A 25,124-nucleotide genomic window follows, 5' to 3' on the forward strand; every position below is an offset into this window, starting at 1 on the left:
CGGACGTCAGTTCCGCAGCAGTGAAAACGCGGCAGAGGCGAGCCAACCTGCGGCAATGGCGATGGCCAGTGACATGATCCCGTACCAGAACGGGTTCTCGCGGCTCAAGCTGAACAACCACCGCTCCAAACCTACCTTGCGCACGTCGATGGCCGTCTCGTAGCTCGCTACGACCTGCGCATCCCGCGTCAGAAAGATCCGTGTCTCATATGCCCCTTCGGTCAGCGCCGCAGGCAAGCTGATGCGGGTGCGGAACAGCGTGTCCTCATCCACAATCACTGTACCCTCAAGCAACTGATACGCGCCGACAGAGGTGTTGATGCGGATCAGGGCGGCGACATAGGCGCTGGCGTCCAGCACCGTGTTCGGCGTGTCGACCCCGCGCAACATGCTGGGGACGGATACCTTGTGCTGCAGGTTGTCGCGAATGCCCAGCACATCGTCGAGCGGCGCGCTGGTCGCGACGGCGTAAAAGCTGGGCGCGCCGTCGATTTCCACGGCATCCGTATTGACCCAAATCCCAAAGCGACGCTCCTTGCGCCGGACGGTGATGGGCTCCGGCGGCCCGGCGATGGTCACGATGACCCCCAACTCGCCCTCCGGGATCGCCGTTTCGCGTTTCACCGCGCCAAAGATCAGGATTTCCGAGCCGTCAAAGCTGGTGGTGATGGCCACTTCGTCCTGGCTCAGACCCAGCACGACCTCTTCGGCCCATGCGGGAACAGCAAAGAGCAGCGCGATAAGCAGCCAGCGCAGCATCAATGCCCCTCCGACGCGCCGATGGAGTACAGCTCGGACGGCATCACCAGCAGATCAAAGGCCAGCTTGCCACAGACGGCCAGCACCATGATGGCCAGCAGGATGCGCAATTGCTCCGCCTTCATCCGCACCCCGATGCGTGTGCCAATCTGCGCGCCAATCACGCCGCCCACCAGCAGCAGCACCGCCAGCACCACATCCACCGTATAGTTGGTGGTGGCATGCAACATCGTGGTGAAGGCGGTAACAAAAATGATCTGGAACAGCGACGTGCCCACAACCACCTTGGTCGGCATGCCCAGCAGATAGATCATAGCAGGCACCATGATAAATCCGCCGCCCACACCCATGATGGCCGCAAGGACACCAACCAAAAGCCCAACCAGCAGCGGCGGAATGACCGAGATATAGAGGCCCGACACCCGAAACCGCATCTTGAACGGCAGCTTGTGGATCAACCCGTGTTTCTTGCGGGTGGGCATCGCCGTGCCCTTGGCCGTCTTGCGGATCGCGTTCAGGCTTTCGACGAACATCAGCGCGCCGATCACGCCAAGGAAGACGACGTAGCACAGGCGCACCAGCAGATCGACCTGGCCCAGCGACTTGAGGTAGTTGAACAGCAGCACGCCCAGTGCTGCGCCTATGAGGCCGCCAATCAGCAGCACGGTCCCCATCCTCAGGTCCACCGTCTTGCGCCTGAGATGCGCCAGCACGCCCGAGAAGGACGAGGCGACGATCTGGTTCGCCTCGGTCGCCACGGCCACAGCGGGCGGGATGCCGATAAAGAACAACAGCGGGGTCATCAGAAACCCGCCGCCCACGCCAAACATACCCGAAAGCACGCCCACCATACCGCCCAGTCCCAAAAGCAGGAATGCGTTGACCGATACCTCGGCGATGGGCAGGTAGATTTGCATGAACACTGTTAGGACGGGGGCGGATGGGAAATCAAGACGTCTCGCCGCCGCGCAGCAATCTGGGGCTAATTTTGTGAAGAATCTGGACCTATCGCGGGGCGCACGAGGGACCTGCACCTTACGATGGTGTGGGCAAATCTCGCTGCTCTAGCGTTCCTTCACATAGGGTTCGCCCCCCGCACGGGGCGGAATGGCCTTGCCCACGAACCCGGCCAGGATCACCACCGTCAGGATATAGGGCAGCGCATCCAAAAGCTGGACCTGCACCCGGAAACCCAAGGCGCCCTCGATGATGTCGGGCCGCAATGCGATGGCTTGCAGATAGCCAAACAGCAGCGTCGCCCATAGCGCGTGCCAGGGCCGCCACTTGGCAAAGATCAGCGCCGCCAGCGCAATAAACCCGCGCCCCGCGGTCATATCCTTGACGAACCCCGCCTGCAGACCCGTCGCCAGATACGCCCCGGCAATCCCACACAACATGCCGCAAATGCCCACGGCCACAAACCGCAGGCCCACGACAGACACACCCGCCGTATCGACCGCCGCCGGGTTCTCACCCACGGCGCGCAGACGCAGACCAAAGCGCGTGCGGAACAACAGCCACCACGTTCCGGGCACCGCCAGCAGCGCAACGTAGACAAGGATGGAGTGGCCCGAGATCAGCTCGGCATAGATCGGACCGACAAACGGCACACCGCGTAAGGCCTCGGCAAAGGGCAGGGTGATCGGCTCGAACCGCCCGCCCCCGATCAGGGACGGCGTGCGACCACCTTGCTGGAACCAATCCTGCGCGATCAGAACGGTCAGACCAGCGGCGAGGAAGTTGATGGCCACTCCCGATATCAACTGATTGCCCCGGAACGTGATAGACGCGAGCCCGTGAATCCCTGACAGCGCCATCGACGCCGCGATGCCCGCCAACAAGCCCATCCAAACCGACCCGGTCATCGCCGCCACTGCCGCGGAGAAGAAGGCGGCAAACAGCATCTTGCCCTCAAGCCCGATGTCAAAGATCCCAGCCCGTTCCGAAAACAGGCCCGCCAGACAGGCCAGCAACAAAGGCGTCGCCAAACGCACGGTTGAGTCCAAAACCGAAAGGTCGAAAAGGGCGAGGAAATTCATCGTGCTTACTCCGCCGGCTCAACCGATTTGGACGTGCGTGCCGTACGCGCCGCCAGAAACACTTTCTCAAGCGGCATACGCACCATGTTGTCGAGCGCACCTGTGAACAGGATCACCAGCGCCTGGATCACCACGATCAACTCGCGCGGGATCGACGTCCACAGCGCCAGTTCCGCCCCGCCCTGGTAGAGAAAGCCAAACAGGATCGCGGCCAGAAACACGCCAAACGGATGGCTGCGCCCCATCAGCGCCACCGCGATGCCGATAAACCCGGCCCCTTCGACCGCGTTCAGAACCAGCCGTTCCGCCTCGCCCATCACGTTGTTGATCGCCATCATGCCCGCCAACGCGCCCGAGATCAGCATGGCCACCAACGTGATGCGCACCGCCCCGATGCCCGCATACTTCGCGGCCCGGCCCGATTTGCCGTAGGATCGGATTTCCAGCCCCAAAGGCGTGCGCCAAATGAGCAGCCAAACAAGGACACACGCAATGATCGCGATGACCAGCGACACGTTCGCGGGCGCCGCCTTGGAGAAATTGATGCCGATCGGCGCCAGCAACTGGTGCAGGTTCGGCAGATGCACCGTCTCGGCAAAGCGGGCGGTGGCCGGGTCCATTGCCCCTTGGGGGCGCAATTGGTTCACCAGCATGTAGTTCAGAACAGCGGCGGCGATAAAATTGAACATGATCGTCGTGATCACGATATGGCTGCCCCGCTTGGCCTGTAGATAGGCGGGGATCGCCGCCCAAAGCGCACCGAACACCGCAGCCCCCAGCGTCGCGGCCAGCAAGGCCACGGTCCAGTGCGGCCACGGAATGAACAGCAACACCAACGCCACGCCAAGCCCGCCCAGCATGGCCTGCCCCTCACCGCCGATATTGAACAGCCCGGCGTGAAAGGCGACCGATACGGCCAGCCCGGTGAACATGAAGTTCGTCGCGTAATAGAGGGTATAGCCCCAGCCATAAGTTGACCCCAGCGCGCCCGTGACCATCAGGTTCACGGCGGCCACGGGGTCCTCGCCGATGGCAAGGATGACAAGCGCCGACAGGATCGCGGCCAGGATCAGGGAAATCAGCGGGACAAGGATCACCTCGGCCCATTTGGGCATCACATCCATATCTCAGGCCTCCTTCGTCGCATCGCCGTGGGCATGGGCGAGGTTGGCTTCGATTTCGGCGAAGTCATGCGGTTTGTCGGTGTCAGTGATGCCCGCCATCAGCAGCCCCAGTTCCTTTTCATCGGTCTGGGCCGTTTGGCGTTCGCCCATGATCTGACCGTCGAACATGACGGCGACACGGTCGGCCAGGCCGAGGATTTCCTCCAACTCGACCGACACCAGCAGGATGGCCTTGCCCTGATCGCGCAGCGCCACGATTTGCTGATGGATGAACTCGATGGCGCCAATGTCCACGCCGCGCGTGGGTTGTCCGATCAGCAGCAGGTCCGGGTTCCGCTCGATCTCGCGCGCAAGGACGATCTTTTGCTGGTTGCCGCCGGAAAAGTTCTTGGCCGCGAGGTGCGGGTGCGGCGGGCGCACGTCAAAGCGTTCCATCTTGTCGGCGGTGTCCGCCTTGATGGCCGCGTTGTTCGACAGCAGGCCCGAGGTATAGGCGCCGTCGCGGTGATAGCCAAATGCGGTGTTTTCCCAGGCGGCAAAGTCCATGATAAGGCCCTCGCGCTGCCGGTCTTCGGGCACGTGGGCGATGCCCCTGTCCCGGCGCGACCGCCCGTCGGAGTTCTTGCCGGTCAAGTCAATCTGTGTACCATTCAGTGTGACGCTGCCCGTGGCATCCGCATATCCCCCCAGCACCTCGAGGAGTTCTGACTGCCCGTTGCCCGCGACCCCAGCGATGCCCAGGATTTCGCCCGCGCGGACCTGCAAGTCGATGCCCTTCAGGCGTGTAACGCCTTGATCATCTACCACTTTCAGGTTTTTCACATCCAACACAACTTCACTGGGTGCGGCGGGCGTCTTGTCCACGCGCAGCAGCACCTTGCGGCCCACCATCAGTTCCGCCAGCTCTTCGGGGCTCGTCTCTGCCGTCTTGACGGTGGCCGTCATCTCGCCCCGCCGCATGACGCTGACGGTGTCGGTGATGTCCATGATCTCGCGCAGCTTGTGCGTGATCAGGATGATCGTCTTTCCCTCTTCCTTCAGCCGCCCAAGGATGCGGAACAACTGGTCGGCCTCGGCTGGCGTCAGCACACCCGTAGGCTCGTCAAGGATCAGGATATTGGCCTGCCGGTACAGCGCCTTCAGGATCTCGACCCGCTGCTGCATGCCCACGCCGATCTCTTCGATGACGGCGTCGGGATTGACCTTCAGGTCGTACTCTTTTTCCAAATCCAGCAGGGTCTTGCGCGCCTTGGATAGCGAGGGCCGGAGCAGCCCACCGTCTTCTGCGCCCAGAATGATGTTTTCCAGCACGGTAAAGTTCTCGACCAGCTTGAAATGCTGAAACACCATGCCGATGCCCGCGGAAATGGCGGCCTGGCTGTCGGGGATCTCGGTCTTGTTCCCCGAAATGAAAATCTCGCCTGCGTCGGCTTTGTAAAAGCCATAGAGGATCGACATCAGCGTCGACTTGCCCGCGCCATTCTCCCCGATGATCCCGTGGATCGTGCCGGGCATGACCCGGATCGAGATGTCCTTGTTGGCCTGCACGGGGCCGAAGGCTTTGGAAATGCCTTTGAGTTCGATGGCGGGGGCGGTCATTTGCGGCGGGCCTTCGGTTGGAAAAGGGGCCGCGCCACGGGCATGTGGCACGGCCCCAAAGTCAAAAGCGCGGCTTAGAAGCTCAGCGCGGGGCAGCTGTCGTCCGACATGTAGTCGTGCACGGCCAAGTCGCCTGAGGCGATGGCAGCCGATGCTTCGTCCACGGCGGTTTTCATTTCGGCAGACACCAGTGCTTCGTTGTGCTCATCCAGCGCATAACCCACGCCGCCATTCGCCAGACCCATGACATTGAACCCGGTTTCCATGCCCGGCCCGTCGGTGAAGGCCTGATAGACGGCGTTGTCCACGCGCTTCATCATCGAGGTCAAAACCTTGCCCGAGTGCAGGTAGTTCTGGTTGCTGTCGACGCCGATGGACAGGATGTCTTCGTCCGCGGCGGTCTGCAGCACACCCACACCGGTGCCCCCAGCGGCGGCATAGACGACGTCAGCGCCCTGGGAAATCTGCGCCTTGGTCAGTTCTGAGCCTTTCACCGGGTCGTTCCAGGCGGCAGGCGTCGTGCCGGTCATGTTGGCAATGACGGTGGCGTCGGGGTTCACGGCCATCACGCCCTGAGCGTACCCGCAGGCAAACTTGCGGATCAGCGGGATGTCCATGCCGCCGATGAATCCGACGGTGCCGGACTCCGATGCCTTGGCGGCCATCATGCCCACCAGATACGACCCTTCATGCTCGTTGAAGACGACCGAACGCACGTTGGGGGCGTCCACGACCATGTCGATGATGGTAAAGGCGGTGTCGGGGTAGTCGGCCGCAACCTGACCCAATGCGTCAGCGAATGCAAAGCCGGCCATAACGATGGGGTTGGCACCGGATTCGGCAAAGCGGCGCAGGGCCTGCTCGCGCTGCGCTTCGGATTGCAGCTCGATCTCGCGGAAGCTGTTGCCGGTCTCGTCCGCCCAGCGTTTCGCACCGTTGAATGCGGCCTCGTTGAAGGATTTGTCGAACTTGCCGCCCAGATCGAAGATCAGCGCAGGTTCGGCCAGCGCAGCCCCTGCCGACAGGGCCAGGGCCGCAGTCGCGCCAAGGAATTTCTGCATCATGGTCATATATCAGGTCTCCCAGTTTATCATGGTTGGGGCGGTGGCAGCGGACCACCGAACGCCCGGGATCAAAAGATCATGGGGAATTAGGCCGCAGGGGCGGGGAAGCGTCAACCGCTTTTTGACCAATTGGCCAAGTGTGAACGGGGCTGACCTTGCGCAATGCTGCTTGGCTGGGCAGGGGCGCTGTCTGTCCCTCTGCTGCCCTATGGGAGGCGTGCGCCCGTGGATTTTTCCGAAACAGAGAAGGGGAGCCGCGCGCGCATGATCAACGCGTCGGCGCGGGTGTCTGGACGGCGATAGTATCCGGTGCGTTTCGCCGCAGTTTCAAAGCCATAGCGGGCATAAAGGTGGATCGCAGCGGCATTGTCGGCGGCGACTTCGAGAAAGGCCTCAGTGCAGTTTTCGGCCGCGCTTCGCATCCACGCGGCCATCAATCTTGCGCCAATCCCGCGCGCCTGAGCCGCCGGATGCACGGCAATGGTCAGCAGCTCTGCCTCTTCGGCGATCCCGCGCCACAGGGCAAAGCCATTGGCCGCCGTCTCAAGATGGGTCAGGGGATTCGCGAGCAAATCGCTGAACTCCGCCGCTGTCCAGGGCCGTTCCTGGGTAAACGCGGCAGCGTGCAGCGCCGCAAGTGCGTCCGGCGTCATGCCAGGATCGGCGGTGGCGCATCCCGCGCCGGGGCCGCATCGGGCGCACGCACGTAAAACGGGGCCGGTGCCGGGGGTGTTTCCGGCCAGCGTGCGGCGGCCCGGTGCGCAATGGCTGCGGCCAAATCAGCAGGCGATGGGAGCGGCGCCGGATGGGCCACGTCACAGGCTGGCACGAGGCTTGGACCGGGCCCATCCATGAAATACGCCATGTCGCGCGGGGCCGGGATGGCAACGGTGGTCCCGGCAGGTGCCAAAAGCGCGCGCGCTTCAAACCCGGTCACGCCGTAGGCGGGGCAATTCAGGCCCAAGGCCAGCCCGCGCGCGGCTGACACGCCAATACGAATGCCGGTGAAGTTGCCGGGCCCGGTCCCCACGGCCAGCGCATCCAGATCGGCCCACGTCACGCTGTTGTCCGACAGCACCTCCTCCAGCAAACCCATCAACCGCTCTGCCTGCCCGCGCGCCATGTCCTCGCCAACCGACGCCAACGCAGTGTCGCCACGGACAAGTGCTGCCGCACAATGCGCCGCGGATGTGTCAAAGCCAAGGATCAGCGGCGCCGTCATTCTGCCACCGTTTTCAACGCGTCCCGCGCAGACGCATCGGCGCGCGGCAAATCATCGTCGATATGCAGCCATGGCAGCGCGTTGCCCGCGTGACTGTGCAATTCGGGGATCAGCGTGTCTGCCTGATCCATGATCCCGACGGGCACATATATCTGGTCCGGGATATAGTCGAAGGCCGCGGCCAGCGGCGCGTGGCATGTCGGACATGTCCAGCGTTCCACCCCCAGCGCGCCCCGAAAGGCCGTGGGCAGCTGTTCAATCACATCCGAACGATCAAAGGCGGCGAAGGCAGCGACCGGCGCGCCGGTCCAGCGCCTGCAATCCTCACAATGACAATAAGCCACCGTGTGGGGTGGCTTATCCAGCGTCAGTCGGGACGCGCCGCAATAGCATCGCGCCGTCAGCGCGTCAGACGGCAACCGGGCGCACCTCGGTCACTTCGGGAATGTAGTGGCGCAGCAGGTTCTCGATCCCCATCTTCAGCGTCAGGGTCGAGGACGGGCAGCCCGCGCATGCGCCCTGCATGTGCAGGTAGACAACGCCGCGGTCAAAGCCGTGAAAGGTGATGTCGCCGCCATCCTGCGCAACGGCAGGGCGGACCCGGCTGTCGAGCAGTTCCTTGATCTGACCGACCACGGCGGCATCTTCGCCATCATGCTCGGCATGGCCGGAGGCTGGGGCGTGGCCGTCATTCATGACCGGCTGGCCGGACTGGAAATGCTCCATGATTGCACCCAGAAGGGCGGGCTTGATGTGATCCCAGTCGACCGCATCGGCCTTGGTCACGGTCACGAAATCGGTGCCGAAAAACACGCCCGTCACCCCTTCGACCGCGAACACGCGCTGGGCCAGCGGCGACTTGTCGGCGGCCTCTGATGTGGGGAAATCAGCAGTGCCCATCTCCAGCACGGTCTGACCCGGCAGGAACTTGAGCGTGGCGGGGTTGGGTGTGGATTCGGTCTGGATGAACATGTGGCAACTCCTGAGCGGTCCACTCGGATATGCGGACCGTCCGCCCGAGTGTCAAGGTTTGGAACGATTCTAATCTATTCGACGGCAAACAGCCAGACCCCTAAAATTGTCCGTTTAACCGATCATTGGGGCCCTGCGCCTACACCGCTGCCAGAGGCAAACAAAAAGAGCAGCAGCATGAGTTCCTTTTATACCGTGGGCGGTTACGCCCAGAACGCGTTTTTCGTCACGTCAGACGGCAAGGTCATGCTCGACCCGAATTTTGACGCCAGCGAAGATGCCTATCGCTGGGAGATTGAGGAGTATGACAACGGCGTCAAGTTCGATGGCGATGACGGCGGCCAAGGGGATGAGATCGGGGACAACGATCAATACGCCCATAAGTACGATGCCCAGGGCAATCTGGTCGCCGAGGGGAACGTCTACCTCGAAGAAAGCTGGACGCTGACCGACGGCGAAGGCAACACGGTCACGCTGTACAAGGTCGAAAGCAATGGCACCCATTCCGGCTGGGTCGCCGATGGCGAAATTGTACCTGGTGTTTCCTACGACTATTCCGGCCCCAATGATGTCGTGACGGCCAACCAGCCGCGTTATGACGAGTTGCACTATCCAACCTACGATCCCGATGATGCCAACAGCTTTGATGGCGGCGCTTATGATGATTACGCCTTTTCGGGCGACGATGATGATCACGTGGATGGCGACGGTGGCGATGATTACATCGACGGAGGGGCAGGCAATGACTCCCTCAATGGCGGTGCGGGCAACGACACGGTGTCAGGCGGCTCTGGCAACGATACCATTGATGGCGGCTCCGGGAATGACCGCATCGACGGCGGTGCCGGCGACGACCGGATCGACGGCGGTACTGGCAGTGACACCGTCACGGGCGGCGCGGGTGACGACACCTTTGTCCAGTCGCAGGATGGCGCAACGACTGTCACCGACTTTGACATCAGCGACACTGATGGTGACGGCTCCTACAACGATCAGCTCGATGTCTCCGAACTGCGCACGCTGGATGGGCGTCCGGTCACCGCCTTCGATGTGGTGGTCACCGATGACGGCAACGGCAACGCCAAACTGACCTTCCCCGAAGGCGAAACGATTGTGTTGCAGGGCGTGTCGCCCGCGCAGATGTCATCCGCGCAGCAACTGAATGCGGCGGGCATCCCCTGTTTCACCGCAGGCACGCGGATCGCCACGGCGCATGGCCCGGTCCCGGTCGAGGCGCTCAAACCCGGCGACCGGGTCCAGACGCGGGACAACGGCTTGCGCCCCATCCGCTGGATCGGCACGCGGTCGGTGGACCGGCATGACCTGGCAGCAAACCCGATGCTGCGGCCCGTCCACATCGCGCCGGGCACATTCGGCAACAGCGCACCGCTGCGCCTGTCAGCACAACACGCGCTCGCGCTCCAAACCGCGGCTGGCACCACACAGCTGGTCCGGGCCGGACATCTTGCGCGCCTGAACGGGGGCACCGTTCGGATCGCGCACGGGGTGCGCAGCGTCACCTACTATCACCTGCTTCTGGACAGCCACGACCTGATCCTCGCCGAGGGGGTCGCCTGCGAAAGCTTCTACCCCGGCCCCTGGGGCCTCCTGTCCATCGGCCCAAAGGCAACGCGCGACCTGATCCGCCTGATGCCCGGCCTGCGTGAAACGACCGTCGACAAAGCCTACGGCCCCACCGCACACCCGGTCGCCCGCTTCGGACGGCTGCCGCCGGACCTGCGGGACCTGCGCATCGCGTGCTAGGTGATGGCTTCCAGCTTTTCCTTGCTCAGATCGCCCGGCACGATCGTCATCGGAATGGGCAAAGCGCCCGCATTCCGGCTCAACTGCGTGACCAGCGGGCCCGGGCCCTTCTTGTCGGTGCCCGCACCCAGCACCAGCACACCGATCTCGGCGTCTTCATGGACCTGCGCCATGATCTCGTCCACCGGCTGACCCTCGCGAATGACCAGTTCGGGGTCGATCCCCTGCTTGTCGCGCATCCACTTGGCAAAAACCTCGAAATGGGCGTGGATCCGCTCGCGCGACTCCTCGCGCATCACGTTGCCCACACCGATCCAGTGGTTGAACTCATCGGGCGGGATCACCGACAGGATGGCGACGCCACCGCCCGTATGGCTCGCTCGCATCGCGGCAAAGCGCATCGCGTTCAGGCACTCTCGGCTGTCATCCAGCACCACCAGAAATTTGCGCATCGGGTCCTCCGCCTAAGTCCCGGCACAATGGCCCAAGGTCCGGCCCGGCGCAATCCCGGCCATCTCAGGCCGCACGGGCATGGGCCAAGGCCTGCTCCAACCGGTCATTGCCCCAAAACATGGCTCCGTCGACGATAAAACTGGGCGCACCAAACAGGCCCCGCTCCAACGCCTCTTCCGTGGCCCCGCGCAGCACCGCCTTGCCTTCCGGCGTCGTGGCTGCCGCAATGACAGCCGCACTGTCCTGCCCAATCTCGTCAACAATGGCGGCCACCACGGCATCATCCGCAATATCCCGGTCATCCGCAAAATTCGCATGATAAACAGCCCGCACAAAGGCACCCACCCAAGGGGCATCGCCATGCGCCGCCGCAATCCGCGCCGCCAGCAGGCTGCCACGGGGAAAGGAGGACGGTTTGACAAAGGACAGGCCCAGATCGGCACAACACCGTTCCATGTCCGTCCACATATAGGCCCCCTTGACCGGGTACATGTTGAACGGTGAATCGTTCATGCCCTGCGCGCCAAAGACCGGCCCCAACAGAAACGACCGCCAGACCAGCGGCACACCCGCCTCGGCGCAGGCATCTTCCACCCGCGCAGCGCTTAAATAGCTGTAGGTGCTGGCAAATTCGAACCAAAATTCAACAGGCTTAACCATTGCTTGCCGCCCAATCCCAATACATCTCACGCACCCGGCGGGTGATCGGCCCAACCTGATACGACGTATCCTCGAACGCCGACACGGGCGTGACCTTCATCATGTTGCCCGACATGAACACCTCGTCCGCATCCTCGAAATCGGCAAAGGACAGCACCTTTTCCACGACCTCGATCCCGTCGGCGCGCATGTTCTCCATGTGCCGCGCACGGGTGATGCCCGCCAGAAAAGTACCGTTCGGGATCGGGGTAAAGGCCACGCCATCCTTGACCATGAACACATTGGCGGTGGCAGTTTCGGCCACATTGCCCATCGCATCGGCCACCAGCGCATTACCAAACCCGCGCGCCCGCACTTCGGCCAGCATCCGGGCGTTGTTGGGGTAAAGGCACCCGGCCTTGGCGTTCACCACGTTGTCTTCCATCACCGGACGGCGAAACCGCGTGCGCGCCAGCGTGGTCGACGCGCTTTCCGGCGCCATCGGGATCTCTTCGAGGCTGATGGCAAAACCGGTGGATCCTTCTTTGGGCACAATGCCCAAGTCGCCCCCGTCCAGCGCCCAGTACATCGGCCGGATATAGACGGCGCTGTCCGGGCCATAGGCCTCCAGCCCCTCGCGGACCGTGGCGACCATATCGTCCGTGCTGACGGTCGGTGTGATCATCAACGCCTCGGCCGACCGGTTCACGCGGGCGCAATGCGCCTCAAGGTCCGGCGCCAACCCGTTCACATAGCGCGCGCCGTCAAAGACGGTGGTGCCCAGCCAACTGCCATGGTCTGCCGCCCGCATGACTGCCACATCGGCATCATGCCACGCACCGTCATAGTAAGTGCGCACATTTGTTCCGGTTGCCATCTCGGTCCTCCCCTGACTGCGCTGCAGGCTAGCAGAGACAGGTTAAGGGTCCAGACCCTTTCACCTCGGCTCTTTGCGCAACTGATAAACCCCCTCCGGCAGGTCAAGCGCCGCCGCCAGGTCGCGAGCCTGATCCGGGGACAGGGTGATCTTGACCACGCTGTCGCTGCGCGGATCGTATTGCTCGACGGTGATCACCTCGGCAAAGGCGTTGATCACCACATCTTCCTGCAACGGCGCCGGGCCATCATCGACCAGCGTGATCACAGAGGCGTCAAATTCGTGCTCGATCGTAAACATGTTGGAAACCTATTCCATGCGCAAACCATTGCATAGAGCACACGGCTGCGTGAAGAGGGCTGGAAGCCGCCCCGCCGCATGATACAGTCTGTGGCGTCTTGGAACGAAAGGACATCGGTTTGATCTCTCGCCTTATGGTCGCCCTGACGGCTTTGGCCTTTGTGGCCGCATGTGACGACGTGGTCGTGACCTCGGCCCCGACGAATACGTCTGCGCCCACCGCGACGGTAACGCCCGCCAACGTGCCGGATGAGTTGCGCACGCGGCAGCAATCCGCACGCGCCTTTGCCCAGGTCGTGCAACGGGTTGAACCGGTGGCCGAACGTGAATGTCAGGCGCGGACCCGCAATGTGAATTGCGATTTCAGGATACTCGTCGATGACCGGGCCGGTGCGCCGTCCAATGCGTTTCAGACACTGGATGACAATGGCCGCCCGATCATCGTGTTCACGCAGGCCCTGATCGACGACGCCCGCAACGTGGACGAATTGGCCTTTGTCATGGGCCACGAAGCTGCACACCATGTGCGGGGCCATATCGCCCGCCAGCGCGAGAATGCAGCCGCAGGCGCCGTGATCTTTGGCGGACTGGCGACGCTGACAGGCGGAGATGCCGAAGCGGCCCAGCGGATCGGTGCGCAGGTGGGCGCGCGGACCTATTCCAAAGATTTCGAGCTTGAGGCCGACGCGCTCGGCACGGTCCTCACAGCGCGCGCCGGATACGACCCCGTGCGCGGCTCGCAATTCTTCAACCGCATCCCCGATCCGGGCGACCGGTTCCTCGGCACGCACCCGCCCAACGCGCAACGGCTCGAGATCGTGCGCAGGACGGCGGCCGGGCTTTAGACAGGCGTCTGGTGCCGCGCGCGCAGCCGCACCAGAATGCCCACCAGCGACATGGCCACCCAAAAGATCTGCAGCATCGCCGATGCGAGATTGAAGCTCGCCATCAGCCCCATCAGGACGCAACTGGCCGCCACGAGGTTGATCGTGAAATAGGCCAGGCAATCGCTGCTCAGGCAGCGGGTGGTCAACAGGCTGTAATTCGTCACATAAAGCGCAAAGCCCAATATGCCGATCACCTCATAGACCGCGAGGGGCGGCAACAGCGAAATCGTCATGGAAAAATACCTCGGTGTGAAATCGTTCGTCTTTAATCAATGCGAAAGGACTAGCACATGCGGCCCCGTCTGTCGGGTCCGGGAATCCCGACCTTGAAGCAGCTGGGCCATATCCTGACCGACCGCGGCTCGAAATACGCCGTGTCGGGCTGTGCCGTGACCTCACGCGCCGACATCGACGCGGCCCTCAAGACCCTCAAACGCGACCGCGCTTACGCCAAGGCGACCCACAACAGCTGGGGCGCGCTGCTGACGAATGGCGGCGCGATCAAGGGCGACGACGGCGAGGCGGGTGCAGGCATGGTCATCCTGCGCATGCTCGACCGCGAAGGGCTGCGCGATCATCTGGTCATCGTCACCCGCTGGTACGGCGGCAAACACCTGGGCGGCGACCGCTTTCGCCACGTCCAAAGCTGCGTACGCGCCTATCTCGACCAGATTTGACCTGGATCAATGTCGGGGACCGCCCCCACCGGTCACAGTCGGGCCATCCTTATCACCAGAGAGGACGACCCAAATGACCGACGCCCGCCTCAAGACCCACGCCGATCTTGTCGACCGTATGGCTGCCGCCCGCGGCGTCGACCTGCAAGAGGCCGCAATGCGCGCCCATCTCACCCCCGTCGATATCTCGGACCTCGTTCTGAATTGCGTCGGCTGCACCAAGCCCGACACCTGCGCGCAATGGCTCCAAGCGCAGCAGGGCACCGTTTCGGACACCCCAAGCTATTGCCGCAACGCCGATGCCTTCGCCGAATTGGCCAAGACCTCAGACTGACACGCCCACCGCCACCGCGCCGAAGAAACAGGCCGAAGCGGCCAGCACAAAGCTGTGCCAAATCGCATTCTGAAACCGCAGCGCCTTGGCCGCGTAAAACACCGTGCCCAGTGAATAGAGGCCCCCGCCCGCCACGATCAAGGCGGTGGACGCTCCGGGCAACGCCTGCCACATTGGCCAGATCAACAGCACGCTCGCCCAGCCCATCGCCAGGTACAGCGCCAGCGATCCCCGCGCATCCGTGGCCCAAAAGCTCAGCTTCGCCACCGCGCCAATCAACGCCACCAGCCAAACCGCCGCCAGCACCACATAGGCAAAGGCTGATCCGATCAATACGACCAGAGGTGTGTAAGTTCCTGCAATCTTGAGGTAAATGGCCGCGTGATCAATCCGGTGAAACACCGGGCGCGACGCCTCCCACGGGAGCAGATGATAAAGGGCAGAAGCCAGCAGCGCGAACACCGCAAACCCTGCATAAACGCTGGTCGCGGCAATCTGCACGGCGCCTTGCGTCTGCGCCACATGCACGATCAGCATCGCAGCGCCGGTCACACCAGCGCTCAGACCCAGCGCATGCACCGACGCATCGGCCACAGTTTCACGAACGGAATACGGATAAGGCATGGGCACATCCTGACCAAACGGACCCGTCCCGTCTATGCACAAATCCTCACGAAGTGGTTGACGTCGCGGCCCTTTGACGGCGGAGGTGCCAGCGATAGATGAGCGGCGCCAGCACATGATCATAGGTCTTGCAGGCCACCCAATGCACGCCGGGAAATGCGACCAGCCGCGCCAACCAGCGATAGCGGGGCATGTCCTGCCACAGCACGATGAACGCGGGAATTCCCGAATACATCTGCCCGTCCTTCAGGACATAAAGCCGCCGTGCCGCCGCATCCCGGTCCATGTCCCAATCGGCCATCTCGGCCTGGTTCAAATCCTCGAACCGAATGGGCAGGGCCAGATCACCGCTATACTTGGCATAGTGGCTGATCTCGAAATTGCAGACCGGGCAGTCCGCGTTGTAAAGCACTCTGGTGTTATCAGTCATACATCAAAAATAGGGCACAAAACACGCGCCCCCACAGACAAACCGCCGCACTCAGCGCGGTTTGTTCCCATCAATCCACCGCGACATCATCACCTTGTCCTTGAAACATTCCGCTGGGATTTGCCGCCGCTTCAGCCGCGCGATGCGTTCGGCAAACTGCACCTGCTTGGCGCTGGGATACGCTGCAAAACGGCCGTCGGACGCCCTTGGCTTGGCTGCATCAATCCACGCGGACAGGCCGGCCTTGTCGGCAAACAGCGACGTCGGCAGCGCACGCCCGGATTTTGCCGCAAGCGTCCATGCATAAGCGATCTGTTTCTCGGTCGCGGGCTGCGCGTCGAGGGGCAGGGCGGTCTGCACCGGCTCGAACAGGCCGGGAAGGGTGGGATGGATGGACATGATTGTTCTCCTACCATTTAGAACAAAAATAGAACATCGTTAACACATTTTCAAGCCCTACCAGCCCGGCCCATCAGTTCAGAGATGAGTCCACCAATGCAATCAGGGGTTTGAGGGGGTCGACCGACCCCTGCAACAGTCCCATCGCCATCACAGCCAACAGCCCGGCCCCCAGCAGAAACAACAGGACAGCGCCCAAGCCGGTGCCTTTGGCCTTGCCCACCTCCAGATGGGCGGCTCCGATCAGTTTCAGCAATGCGGTCATCGTCCGGTCCTCCGTCCTCCAGCGCCGTAGCGCATCCATCGGGTCCAGACATGACGGCTGCACAGGAAACTTTGGTTAACGCGCCGTACCGAGGTGCGCATTTTCGCGCAATACATACTGCACCTGCACAAAAAACGCGGTTGCGCTTTCAAGATTGCGACGGGTAAGCCACTGATCTAATTGACCAAACGACCCCACAGATCATATTCGCCAGCTTCGTCCACCTCGACGGTGACGATATCGCCGGGGCGCAAATCCTCAAACCCTTCGTCAACGAAGAGATTACCATCAATCTCGGGGGCGTCGGCTTTGGTCCGGCAGGTCGCGGCCTCGGCGTCCACCTCGTCCACGATTACATCCATCCGTTGGCCAACCTTGGCCGCCAGCTTCGCCGCCGAAATGGCCTGCGCCTTCTCCATGAACCGGTCCCAACGCTCCTGCTTGACCTCTGTTGCCACATGATCCGGCAGGGCATTCGACCGCGCACCCTCCACATTCTCGTATTGAAAGCAGCCCACTCGATCCAGTTGCGCCTCATCCATCCAATCCAGCAGGGTCTGGAACTCCTCCTCCGTTTCGCCCGGATATCCAACGATAAAGGTCGAGCGCAAAGTGATCTCGGGACAGATCGACCGCCATTCCGCGATCCGGTCCAGCGTCCGCTCGGCGGCGGCGGGTCGCGCCATCCGGCGCAACGTGTCGGTGTGGGCATGTTGGAAAGGAATGTCGAGATATGGCAAGACCAATTCCTCTGCGATCAAGGGAATAAGCTCCCGCACATGTGGATAAGGATAGACATAGTGCAGCCTTGTCCAAGCGCCCAAAGACCCAAGATCACGCGCCAGGTCGGTGATATGCGCCCGGTGCCCGCGCTCTTCGGCATGTTTGATGTCCACGCCATAGGCCGAGGTATCCTGCGAAATCACGAGCAGTTCCTTCACCCCGGCCTCAACCAGCCTTTCGGCCTCACGCACGACCGCATGGGCGGGGCGGGATTGCAGCCGTCCACGCATGTCGGGGATGATGCAGAACTTGCACTTGTGATTACAGCCCTCTGAAATCTTGAGGTAACTGAAGTGCCGGGGCGTCAGGCTGACGCTGCGCGCGGGCAGCAGATCGACAAATGGGTCAGGGTCGGGCGGCACCGCCGCGTGCACCGCATCCAGCACCTGCTCGTATTGATGCGGCCCGGTCACGGCCAGCACCTTCGGATGTGCGCCGGTGATGTAGTCCGGCTCCGCCCCCAGACAGCCCGTCACGATCACGCGTCCGTTCTCGTCCAGCGCCTCGCCAATCGCCTCAAGGCTCTCCGCCTTGGCACTGTCGAGAAACCCGCAGGTGTTCACGATCACCGCGTCCGCACCGCTGTAGTCGGGCGACACGCCATAGCCCTCGGCCCTAAGGCGCGTCAGGATGCGTTCACTGTCCACCAGCGCCTTGGGACAACCCAGCGACACCATCCCGATGGTCGGCTGGCCGGGACGGCGCGTGCCGTCCAGCGTGGCTTTGGGGGCAAGGTCGGGGCGAAGATCAGGTGGGTTCTGGCTCATGCCTTGCCTCATATGTGAAGTCCGGCCCCACGAAAAGGCGGGAAAAGGGTTGGGATGGGACCGCACGCTGCGTTAGGCTGATCTCAACACGTCATCAGAACGGGAGCAGTCGCAATGAAATGGATCATCCGCATGATCGGGTTTGTCCTCGTCCTTCTGATCGTGGCGGTGGGCTCGGTCTTCCTCCTGCCCGCCGACCGCATCGGCGCCATCGCCGCCGACCAGATCCGCAAGGCCACGGGCCGCGACGTGACGATCACCGGCGTGTCGATGACGCTTTGGCCCGTGCTGGGCGTGCGCGCCGACGGGCTTGAGGTCAGCAATGCTGACTGGTCCGAACAGGGCCCGATGCTCACGGCAGAGAACGCAGCCATCGGCGTCGATTTGATGGCCTACATCCGCGACCGCGAGATCCGTATCACCAATGTCGAGGCGACCCGGCCCACCATTCGGCTTGAAAGCCGCACCGACGGGCGGGCGAGCTGGGTCTTTACGGATGCCTCCGGCGCGGCCCAGATCGAGGCGGAAACGCCTGCGCCGACCAACTCCGCCAGCACACCCCAAGCCTTGTCGATCCAGAAGATCGAGGTGACGGATGCGACGCTCATCTATGATGCAGAAGGGGCGGACCTCGTGTCCTATTCCGGCGTCGATCTCACCCTCGACTGGCCAGAGCGCCTGGGCCCCGCCACCATCGCCGCCATCTTGCGCCCCGCGGGGACAGAGGTGCAGGTGGACGCCACCATCGCCGGGTTCGCGGGCTTCATCGCGGGGCAGGTGCAGCCACTGAACGCCGCGGTCGAGGCGGGCGGCGGGCGCGTGACGCTCGATGGCCGGGCCAGCACGGCGGGCGATGTCGCGGGCGCGCTTGGGCTCGACCTGCCGAACACGGATGCCTTCATGTCCGCGTTGGGCTTGCCCGCGCTGGGGCTGCCGCCGAAGTTGGGGCAGGCGGTGGAGATGACGACGCAACTCACGCTCACCGCCGACCGGCGCTTGTCGCTGCGCGAGTTGCAGGCTGACCTTGGGGGCAACGCACTCAGCGGGGCGGCTGATATCAGCTTGAACGGCACGCCTGTTGTGAATGCCCAGTTCAACGCGGGCGCGCTGGATTTACGGGGTGCGACCGGTTCAGCACCATCCGGCGAGGCTGCTGGTGGCGGGGCGCCTGCGCCGGCGGGCAGCGGCTGGCCGAAGGATCCGATTGATGCCAGCGGTCTGGCGGCCTTTAACGGAGAGATCGCGTTGACCGCGTCCTCCATCGACCTTGGGCAATTCAAGCTGGGCCAGACCCGCACGCTTCTGCGAAATGACCGAAGCCGGATGGTGTTCGAACTGCGCGAGGTCGCGGCCTATGGCGGGACGCTGGTGGGAGAGTTCGTGGTCAACAACCGCTCGGGCCTGAGTGTGGGGGGCAAAATGAACATGCGCGGGCTGGCGCTGCAGCCGTTCCTGCGGGATGCGGCGGATCTGGAGATGCTGACGGGGCAGGCCAATATGGACCTGAATTTTCTGGGCGTCGGGCAGACCGTGGATGCGATCATGCGGTCGCTGTCGGGCGGTGGATCCTTCAACGTGGCGCAGGGCACCATTGAAGGGATCGACCTGGACGGCCTTTTGAAATTCGGGCGGGGGAATGGACGGACGACCGTCTTTGACGCGATGAGCGCGAGCTACCGGATGGACGGCGGGAACCTCTTTAACGACGACCTGCTGGTGGTGCTGCGCAGTTTCGAGGCGCGGGGAAATGGGCGGATCGGGCTGGGTCAGCAAGACATCGACTACCTGTTCACGCCGACGGCTTTGAAAGGAGAGGACGGGCCGGACCTGGCGATCCCGGTGCGCATCCGCGGGCCGTGGGCGGACCCGAAGATCCTGCCCGATCTAGATGCGGCGATTGACCTGCGGCTGGACGAAAAGCTGGAGGCCGAGAAGGAAGCGTTGAAGGCCAAGGCCGAGCAGCAGGTGCGCGAGAAAGTGGCCGAGGAACTTGGGGTCACCGACGAGGGTCAGAGCCTTGGCGATGCGGCCAGGCAGAAGCTGGAAGATGAGGTCAAAAAGGGGCTTCGAGGGCTGTTTGACTGATCTGTTCCCGCGGGGACAAGCTGTTCGCCGGCGTTACGGTTTTTTAGTGGGTTTCTGTGTTTCATTCGAAATCAGTGGTTTAGACCTGCGCCCGGTGCCTTAGGCCAAATTTAACCAGATTTCCGATAAACTGACCGCGAAGGCGGGCGGCGTTGTGATCGCACCCCCTGCGCATGTGACGCGCATTGACCCCGGGTGCGCCGCGTCAAAGCGCCGAACGTGCCCGAAATGCGGGTTGGCCTCACCCAAATCAGCCGCGATTTCAGCACTGGCCAACGGCATTCAGAACACCAGCTTGGGCGTGGTCGGTTGCTTGATCCGGTTGCGCGGTTAGCGGCTCAGACGGTCAGGCCGCCTGGTCTCAGAATGTTTGGTCGTAGTCCCCAACATCTGGTTCTGTCCGGATCACGGCGTCGAATTCGCGGAAGATCGCGCGCAGTTCATCCTCGCTTTCGGGGCTTTCGCAGACCACGACGAGGTTGGGCGTGTTCGAGGACGCGCGCACCAGGCCCCATGCGCCGTTGTCGAGGATCACGCGTGCGCCATTGACGGTCACGATATCCTTGATTTTACGGCCTGCTATGGGCGTTTTGCGTGCGCTCATCGCCTGGAACCTGGCGATGATGCGATCGAGGATGGCGTATTTCTGGGTATCTGCGGCGTAGGGCGACAATGTGGGGGTCGACCACGTCTTGGGCAGTGCATTGTGCAGGTCCGACATCGCAAGGTCCGGGTTTCTGTCCATGAGCTTGCAAAGCTCAACCGCGACCCGCATTCCGCAATCATAGCCGCGTCCAATAGGCTCAGCCAAAAAATAGTGGCCGGATTTTTCGAAACCGGCAAGCGCGCCGATTTCTTTCACCCGGCGTTTCATATGGCTGTGGCCGGTTTTCCAGTAATCCGACACGGCGCCGTTGGCCTGCAATTCGGGATCTGATGCGAAAAGGCCGGTGGATTTGACATCGGCCACGAAGGTGGCGTTGGGATATAGCTTGGACAGGTCGCGCGCCATGATGACGCCGACCTTGTCTGCAAAGATTTCATGGCCTTCGTCATCCACGACCCCGCAGCGGTCGCCATCGCCGTCAAAGCCAAGGGCGAAGTCGGCGCCGGAGGCTGTGACGCTGTGTGCCATGTCGTGCAGCATCTTCATGGCTTCTGGGTTCGGGTTGTAGTGCGGAAAGCTGTAGTCGAGCGTGGCGTGCCGTTCGACCACCGTCACCCCGATGCGGCGCAGCAGGTCGGGGGCAAAGGCCGCCGCCGTCCCGTTGCCGGTGGCGCAGACCACCGTGAGCTTGCGCGTCATTTTGAAGTCGTGCGCGAGGTCGTCGAGATAGGCCTCGCGCACGCCGTCTACAAAGGCATAACCGCCGCGTGTGCGCGGCTCACCGGCACCGCCTAGGACGATGTCGCGCAACTCTGCCATGTCGTCAGGGCCATGGGTGAGGGGGCGTTCGAAGCCCATTTTCACCCCCGTCCAGCCGTTGGGATTGTGGGAGGCGGTGACCATGGCGACGGCAGGGATATCTAGGTGGAACTGCGCGAAATACGCCATGGGTGACAGGGCCGGGCCGATGTCGTGCACGCGGATGCCCGCCTGCATCAGCCCGAGGATCAGGGCGTTTTTGACGGGTAGCGCGTAGTCGCGGTAGTCGTTGCCGACCACGATGTCCGGCCTGATCCCGCGCCGGTGCATCTGTGTGCCAAGCCCGAGGCCGAGGGCCGTGATGCCGGGTAGGTTGATTTGATCGGGGTATTTCCAGCGCGCGTCGTATTCCCGAAATCCTGTGGGTGCGATCATTGGATCGCGCAGGAAGGCCCAGGTGTTTGGTGTGACGGTCGTCAGCGGTTTGACCATGTGCGGTCAGACGGACACGGGCCGCGCCTTGGCCAGCGCGTCGAACTGCATGAGCGTGTCGATAAGGGCGGGCATCTGGTCGAGGTAGATCATGTTCGGCCCGTCCGATGGGGCGGTGTCGGGGTCGGGATGCGTTTCGATAAACACCGCGCCGACGCCGATGGCCACAGCGGCCCGTGCCATGACGGGTGCGAATTCGCGTTGCCCGCCGGACGAGCCGCCCTTGCCCCCAGGTTGCTGGACCGAGTGGGTGGCGTCCATCACCACCGGGTAGCCGGTTTGCGCCATTTGCGGCAGCGACCGCATGTCGGCCACCAGCGTGTTGTAGCCAAAGGACGTGCCCCGTTCGGTCAGGAGGATGCGGGTGTTGCCGGTGCTTTCGACCTTCGTGACGATATTGCCCATTTCCCACGGGGCGAGGAACTGACCCTTTTTGATGTTCACGACGGCGCCGGTTTCGCCTGCGGCCAGCAGCATGTCGGTCTGGCGGCACAGGAAGGCGGGGATTTGCAGGATGTCGGCCACTTGCGCCACGGGGGCGCATTGCGCTTCGGTGTGGACATCCGTCAGCACGGGGACGCCGATGGCATCCTTGACCGATTGCAGCGCCTTGAGCCCTTCGTCGAGGCCCAGGCCGCGCCCGCCGCTGAGCGAGGTGCGGTTGGCTTTGTCGTAGCTGGCCTTGAACACGTATTGGGCGCCTGCCGCTTGGCAGATTTCCTTCATCCGGCCCGCGACCTCCTGGCCCAGATCGACGCTTTCGAGGGCGCAGGGCCCCGCGATCACGGTCAGGGGCCGGTCATTGCCGATTGTGAGGTCGGCGATGGCAACGTGTTTCATGTCAGCTTGTTACCTGTTCTCTGAGGATCGACGCGGTGAGCGAGATCATCAGGTAGATGCCTGCAAAGACCAGGAATGCCAAGATCGTGTTTTCGAAGGCGCGTGGATAGGTCGGTTCTTCGGGTGCGATGGGCTCGACCGCGACGGTGAGGTAGCGGACCTGGCGCGACGCCTCGACCCGGGCCTGTTCCATCTGTTGCAGGGCCGATTGCAGCATCATGTCGCGTGAGGCGAGGTCGGCCTGGGCGATCTGGATGCGGGCGGCCAGTTCGGCGAGCGAGTTTTCGCCCTGGCTGACATCCGTCATCTTGTTGTTGAGGGCGGCGAGCTGGACCTTGAGGATGTCGAGCGTGCCGCGCGCACCGTCCACCCGGCTTTGGTTGGGGCGTGCGTTGTTGAGCAGGCTGGCCAGTTCGATCTCTTTCTCGATGATCTGGGTTTCAAGCTGGCCGATCTGGGTGCGCAGGCTGGCGATCACGCCTTCGGGGTCGAGGGTGGAGCCTTCGATCTGGAGGCGGACCAGGTTTTCCTGGGCCGCGCGGCGTTCCGCTTCGGCCCGTTCAAAGCCGCTGCGGGCGTCGCGCATCTGGTCGTCGCGCTTTTGCGCCGAGAGGTTGTTCACCCGCTGTTCGGCATAGTCGATCAACTGGTTCGAGAATTCGGCCGAGACCTGCGGATTGGCGGCCGCGACCTCCATCCGGATCATGCCCTCCGTCGGGTCGTAGCCGATTTTCACGTTTTTGCGGTAGGTCTTGTAGGCTTCTTCGTTGGTTGGATCCTCGCTGAGGCGTTGGATCGGGTCGATCCAGCCTTGGGTGAAGTGCGATTTGAAGCCCACGTCGCGGTCGAGGCGCAGCATGGCGTCCTTGGATTGCAGGAAGCCTTGCACCGCGATGCTGTCCGCGTTGGTCGCGAATTGTGTGGGCAGGAGGCCGCCCAAGGGGCCTGCGCCGCCCGATCCCTCGTTCTGGATGATCAGAAACTCGGATTTGGTGGCGTACATCGGTGTTGCGATGGCGTAGAAATAGTAACCGGCGAGGAAGGTGGGCAGGATCACGAAGAAGGCGAGCCGTACCAGTAGGAGGCCCATTTTCGTGCGGCGGCGGCGCGCGATGTCGCGCTGGATGTTCTGGATTTCCTGGGTGCGTCGTTCCGCGGGGCTAAGCTCGGTCGAGGGGAGCTGTTGCCGGGCCACTTGCACTGTTTGCGGCAGTTGCGCGCGCCCCGAGCCTGCGCCGCCTGTGGTTGCGGGAAGGTTGGCAAAGGCGTCGGGGGCGCCGCCTTCGTGCGGCTCGGCACCCGCTTGCGGCACCACGAGTTCGAGCATGTTGGAGCGTTGGAACGGGTCGATCCCCTTGGCGCGCAAAAGGCGCACGGCGTCGAAGTCGGAGGTCGGCGCCAGCCCGTGTTTCTGCGCGACGCGGCGTGCCATGCGCAGCTGACGGCCTGTCAGACCCTCCTGCCGGATGGCGTCGATGGTGTTTTCGCTTTGAACCTGCTGGGTCGAGGCGACCTCTCCGCTTTTGGCGGCGGGGGGCGTTGGTTTCGGATCGGCCTGCGGGTCCGGGGCCGGTTGCTCTGGCGCTTCGGTCGCCTCGGTGCGTGCCGCGTTTGCGGCGGCCGTTCCGGGCATGGGCGCTGTCCGCTTGATGCGGAATTTTCTAGCTTTCGGTTTCGTAGTCATAGAGCCGTTTCGCCTCTTCGAGCGTGTCGAACATGTGCAGTTTGCCGTCAAGCAGAACCGCGGCAGAGCGCGCGAACTTCTCGAGCGTCTGGGCCTGGTGCGACACGATGATGATGGTGGTGGTGCGCAGCCGTTCCTGCAGCACTTCACCGGCCTTTCGGTTGAATTCCACGTCGGTGGAGGAGGGCATGCCCTCGTCAATCAGATAAATGTCGAAATCTAGCGCAAGCATGAGCGCAAAGGAAAAGCGCGCCCGCATGCCCGAGGAATAGGTGCCGAGCGGCTGGTCGAAATATTCGCCCAAGTTGCAGAGCCAGCGGCAGAAGCTTTCGACATAGTCGGGGTCGAGCCCGTAGAGGCGCGCGATGTAGCGCGAGTTTTCGAGCGCCGAGATCTTGGGCAGGACGCCCCCCATGAAGCCCAGCGGAAACGAGATGTTGCAGCCGCGCCGTATCTCACCCTCATCCGGCTTTTCAAGCCCGGCCATCATGTTGATGAGCGTCGTCTTGCCCGTGCCGTTGGGGGCCAGAACGCCGAACGAGTTGCCCAATTCCACCCGGAAAGACACACGGTCAAGGATCACCTTGCGCTGTGTGCCCGTCCAGAAGGACTTGGATACGTTTTCGAACTCCAGCATCCCTGGTTGCTCCGCGGCGTCTGCTCTGTCTCCGCACCATCA

At 62.9% G+C, this 25,124-nt stretch carries 29 protein-coding genes; 5 read left to right on the forward strand and 24 right to left on the reverse strand.

Features of this window, described 5'->3' with window-relative positions; all coding sequences use genetic code 11:
* Nucleotides 1-6 precede the first annotated feature (6 nt).
* The 10 genes from BWR18_RS01150 to BWR18_RS01195 all read right to left on the reverse strand — a co-directional run bounded on the left by BWR18_RS01150 (nt 7) and on the right by BWR18_RS01195 (nt 8,779).
* Nucleotides 7-759, reverse strand: a complete 753-nt coding sequence (locus tag BWR18_RS01150; protein WP_076626331.1) for a TIGR02186 family protein — start codon at nt 757-759, stop codon at nt 7-9.
* Nucleotides 759-1,676, reverse strand: a complete 918-nt coding sequence (locus tag BWR18_RS01155; RefSeq protein WP_076626332.1) for a sulfite exporter TauE/SafE family protein — start codon at nt 1,674-1,676, stop codon at nt 759-761. The genes BWR18_RS01150 and BWR18_RS01155 overlap by 1 nt, the downstream gene beginning before the upstream one ends.
* Nucleotides 1,677-1,823: 147 nt before the next feature.
* Nucleotides 1,824-2,798: an ABC transporter permease gene (locus BWR18_RS01160; protein WP_076626333.1), complete on the reverse strand. Its 975-nt coding sequence runs from the start codon at nt 2,796-2,798 to the stop codon at nt 1,824-1,826.
* A gap of 5 nt (nt 2,799-2,803) precedes the next feature.
* On the reverse strand, nt 2,804-3,922 hold the full coding sequence (locus BWR18_RS01165; RefSeq protein WP_076626334.1) for an ABC transporter permease: 1,119 nt from the start codon (nt 3,920-3,922) through the stop codon (nt 2,804-2,806).
* 3 nt (nt 3,923-3,925) lie between these two features.
* The gene (locus BWR18_RS01170; protein ID WP_076626335.1) at nt 3,926-5,521 is read right to left on the reverse strand and encodes an ABC transporter ATP-binding protein; all 1,596 of its coding nucleotides are present in this window, start codon (nt 5,519-5,521) and stop codon (nt 3,926-3,928) included.
* A 74-nt stretch (nt 5,522-5,595) separates the two neighbouring features.
* The gene (locus BWR18_RS01175) at nt 5,596-6,591 is read right to left on the reverse strand and encodes a BMP family lipoprotein (RefSeq protein WP_076626336.1); all 996 of its coding nucleotides are present in this window, start codon (nt 6,589-6,591) and stop codon (nt 5,596-5,598) included.
* A 200-nt stretch (nt 6,592-6,791) separates the two neighbouring features.
* Nucleotides 6,792-7,238: a ribosomal protein S18-alanine N-acetyltransferase gene (gene rimI / locus BWR18_RS01180; RefSeq protein WP_076626337.1), complete on the reverse strand. Its 447-nt coding sequence runs from the start codon at nt 7,236-7,238 to the stop codon at nt 6,792-6,794.
* A complete protein-coding gene (gene tsaB, locus BWR18_RS01185) occupies nt 7,235-7,807 on the reverse strand; it encodes a tRNA (adenosine(37)-N6)-threonylcarbamoyltransferase complex dimerization subunit type 1 TsaB (protein ID WP_076626338.1) in 573 nt (190 codons plus the stop codon). Before tsaB ends, rimI begins: the two co-directional genes overlap by 4 nt.
* Nucleotides 7,804-8,226: a GFA family protein gene (locus BWR18_RS01190; RefSeq protein ID WP_083957595.1), complete on the reverse strand. Its 423-nt coding sequence runs from the start codon at nt 8,224-8,226 to the stop codon at nt 7,804-7,806. Before BWR18_RS01190 ends, tsaB begins: the two co-directional genes overlap by 4 nt.
* Nucleotides 8,216-8,779 (reverse strand): NifU family protein, encoded by a 564-nt coding sequence (locus tag BWR18_RS01195; RefSeq protein WP_076626339.1) that lies wholly within the window; start codon nt 8,777-8,779, stop codon nt 8,216-8,218. Before BWR18_RS01195 ends, BWR18_RS01190 begins: the two co-directional genes overlap by 11 nt.
* A gap of 177 nt (nt 8,780-8,956) precedes the next feature.
* On the opposite strand from BWR18_RS01195, the gene BWR18_RS21515 reads away from it, so the two are divergent.
* Complete coding sequence (locus tag BWR18_RS21515) at nt 8,957-10,543, forward strand: Hint domain-containing protein (protein WP_076626340.1); 1,587 nt, start codon at nt 8,957-8,959, stop codon at nt 10,541-10,543.
* On the opposite strand, the gene BWR18_RS01205 is transcribed toward BWR18_RS21515, so the two are convergent.
* From BWR18_RS01205 to BWR18_RS01220, 4 genes are all read right to left on the reverse strand, one after another.
* Nucleotides 10,540-10,995 (reverse strand): universal stress protein, encoded by a 456-nt coding sequence (locus BWR18_RS01205; RefSeq protein WP_076626341.1) that lies wholly within the window; start codon nt 10,993-10,995, stop codon nt 10,540-10,542. The genes BWR18_RS21515 and BWR18_RS01205 overlap by 4 nt on opposite strands.
* Nucleotides 10,996-11,059: 64 nt before the next feature.
* Nucleotides 11,060-11,656, reverse strand: a complete 597-nt coding sequence (locus BWR18_RS01210) for a 2-hydroxychromene-2-carboxylate isomerase (RefSeq protein ID WP_076626342.1) — start codon at nt 11,654-11,656, stop codon at nt 11,060-11,062.
* Complete coding sequence (locus BWR18_RS01215; RefSeq protein ID WP_076626343.1) at nt 11,649-12,512, reverse strand: branched-chain amino acid aminotransferase; 864 nt, start codon at nt 12,510-12,512, stop codon at nt 11,649-11,651. Before BWR18_RS01215 ends, BWR18_RS01210 begins: the two co-directional genes overlap by 8 nt.
* A gap of 60 nt (nt 12,513-12,572) precedes the next feature.
* The gene (locus BWR18_RS01220; RefSeq protein WP_076626344.1) at nt 12,573-12,812 is read right to left on the reverse strand and encodes a hypothetical protein; all 240 of its coding nucleotides are present in this window, start codon (nt 12,810-12,812) and stop codon (nt 12,573-12,575) included.
* Between the two features lie 119 nt (nt 12,813-12,931).
* Here BWR18_RS01220 and BWR18_RS01225 point away from each other — a divergent pair, with 119 nt between their 5' ends.
* A complete protein-coding gene (locus tag BWR18_RS01225; protein WP_254684911.1) occupies nt 12,932-13,657 on the forward strand; it encodes a M48 family metallopeptidase in 726 nt (241 codons plus the stop codon).
* Here the strand turns inward: BWR18_RS01225 and BWR18_RS01230 are convergent.
* Entirely contained in the window at nt 13,654-13,932 is a 279-nt protein-coding gene (locus BWR18_RS01230; RefSeq protein WP_076626346.1) for a CBU_0592 family membrane protein, read from the reverse strand. The genes BWR18_RS01225 and BWR18_RS01230 overlap by 4 nt on opposite strands.
* 57 nt (nt 13,933-13,989) lie before the next feature.
* On the opposite strand from BWR18_RS01230, the gene BWR18_RS01235 reads away from it, so the two are divergent.
* Nucleotides 13,990-14,376 (forward strand): YigZ family protein, encoded by a 387-nt coding sequence (locus BWR18_RS01235; RefSeq protein ID WP_172839340.1) that lies wholly within the window; start codon nt 13,990-13,992, stop codon nt 14,374-14,376.
* A gap of 73 nt (nt 14,377-14,449) precedes the next feature.
* On the forward strand, nt 14,450-14,710 hold the full coding sequence (locus BWR18_RS01240; RefSeq protein WP_076626347.1) for a DUF6455 family protein: 261 nt from the start codon (nt 14,450-14,452) through the stop codon (nt 14,708-14,710).
* On the opposite strand, the gene trhA is transcribed toward BWR18_RS01240, so the two are convergent.
* The 5 genes from trhA to rimO form a co-directional block, all read right to left on the reverse strand.
* Nucleotides 14,702-15,334 (reverse strand): PAQR family membrane homeostasis protein TrhA, encoded by a 633-nt coding sequence (gene trhA, locus BWR18_RS01245; RefSeq protein ID WP_076626348.1) that lies wholly within the window; start codon nt 15,332-15,334, stop codon nt 14,702-14,704. The genes BWR18_RS01240 and trhA overlap by 9 nt on opposite strands.
* Before the next feature lie 46 nt (nt 15,335-15,380).
* A complete protein-coding gene (locus BWR18_RS01250) occupies nt 15,381-15,764 on the reverse strand; it encodes a thiol-disulfide oxidoreductase DCC family protein (RefSeq protein ID WP_076626349.1) in 384 nt (127 codons plus the stop codon).
* Nucleotides 15,765-15,815: 51 nt separating this feature from the next.
* Complete coding sequence (locus tag BWR18_RS01255) at nt 15,816-16,163, reverse strand: hypothetical protein (protein WP_254684912.1); 348 nt, start codon at nt 16,161-16,163, stop codon at nt 15,816-15,818.
* Nucleotides 16,164-16,236: 73 nt separating this feature from the next.
* Nucleotides 16,237-16,428, reverse strand: coding sequence for a hypothetical protein (locus BWR18_RS01260; RefSeq protein ID WP_157598611.1), 192 nt, complete (start codon nt 16,426-16,428; stop codon nt 16,237-16,239).
* A 176-nt stretch (nt 16,429-16,604) separates the two neighbouring features.
* Entirely contained in the window at nt 16,605-17,978 is a 1,374-nt protein-coding gene (rimO, locus tag BWR18_RS01265) for a 30S ribosomal protein S12 methylthiotransferase RimO (RefSeq protein WP_076626351.1), read from the reverse strand.
* Between the two features lie 114 nt (nt 17,979-18,092).
* Here rimO and BWR18_RS01270 point away from each other — a divergent pair, with 114 nt between their 5' ends.
* Nucleotides 18,093-20,063, forward strand: a complete 1,971-nt coding sequence (locus tag BWR18_RS01270) for an AsmA family protein (RefSeq protein ID WP_076626352.1) — start codon at nt 18,093-18,095, stop codon at nt 20,061-20,063.
* A 361-nt stretch (nt 20,064-20,424) separates the two neighbouring features.
* On the opposite strand, the gene BWR18_RS01275 is transcribed toward BWR18_RS01270, so the two are convergent.
* From BWR18_RS01275 to BWR18_RS01290, 4 genes are read right to left on the reverse strand one after another with little or no spacing between them, the layout of a single operon-like run.
* Nucleotides 20,425-21,921: a phosphomannomutase/phosphoglucomutase gene (locus tag BWR18_RS01275; protein ID WP_076626353.1), complete on the reverse strand. Its 1,497-nt coding sequence runs from the start codon at nt 21,919-21,921 to the stop codon at nt 20,425-20,427.
* A 6-nt stretch (nt 21,922-21,927) separates the two neighbouring features.
* A complete protein-coding gene (gene kdsA / locus BWR18_RS01280; protein ID WP_076626354.1) occupies nt 21,928-22,761 on the reverse strand; it encodes a 3-deoxy-8-phosphooctulonate synthase in 834 nt (277 codons plus the stop codon).
* Nucleotide 22,762: 1 nt separating this feature from the next.
* A complete protein-coding gene (locus tag BWR18_RS01285; protein ID WP_076626355.1) occupies nt 22,763-24,445 on the reverse strand; it encodes a capsule biosynthesis protein in 1,683 nt (560 codons plus the stop codon).
* Complete coding sequence (locus BWR18_RS01290) at nt 24,423-25,082, reverse strand: ABC transporter ATP-binding protein (protein WP_076626356.1); 660 nt, start codon at nt 25,080-25,082, stop codon at nt 24,423-24,425. Before BWR18_RS01290 ends, BWR18_RS01285 begins: the two co-directional genes overlap by 23 nt.
* Nucleotides 25,083-25,124: the final 42 nt, after the last annotated feature.

Origin of the sequence: Tateyamaria omphalii (genome assembly GCF_001969365.1) — a bacterium.
In the GTDB taxonomy this organism is placed as follows: domain Bacteria; phylum Pseudomonadota; class Alphaproteobacteria; order Rhodobacterales; family Rhodobacteraceae; genus Tateyamaria; species Tateyamaria omphalii_A.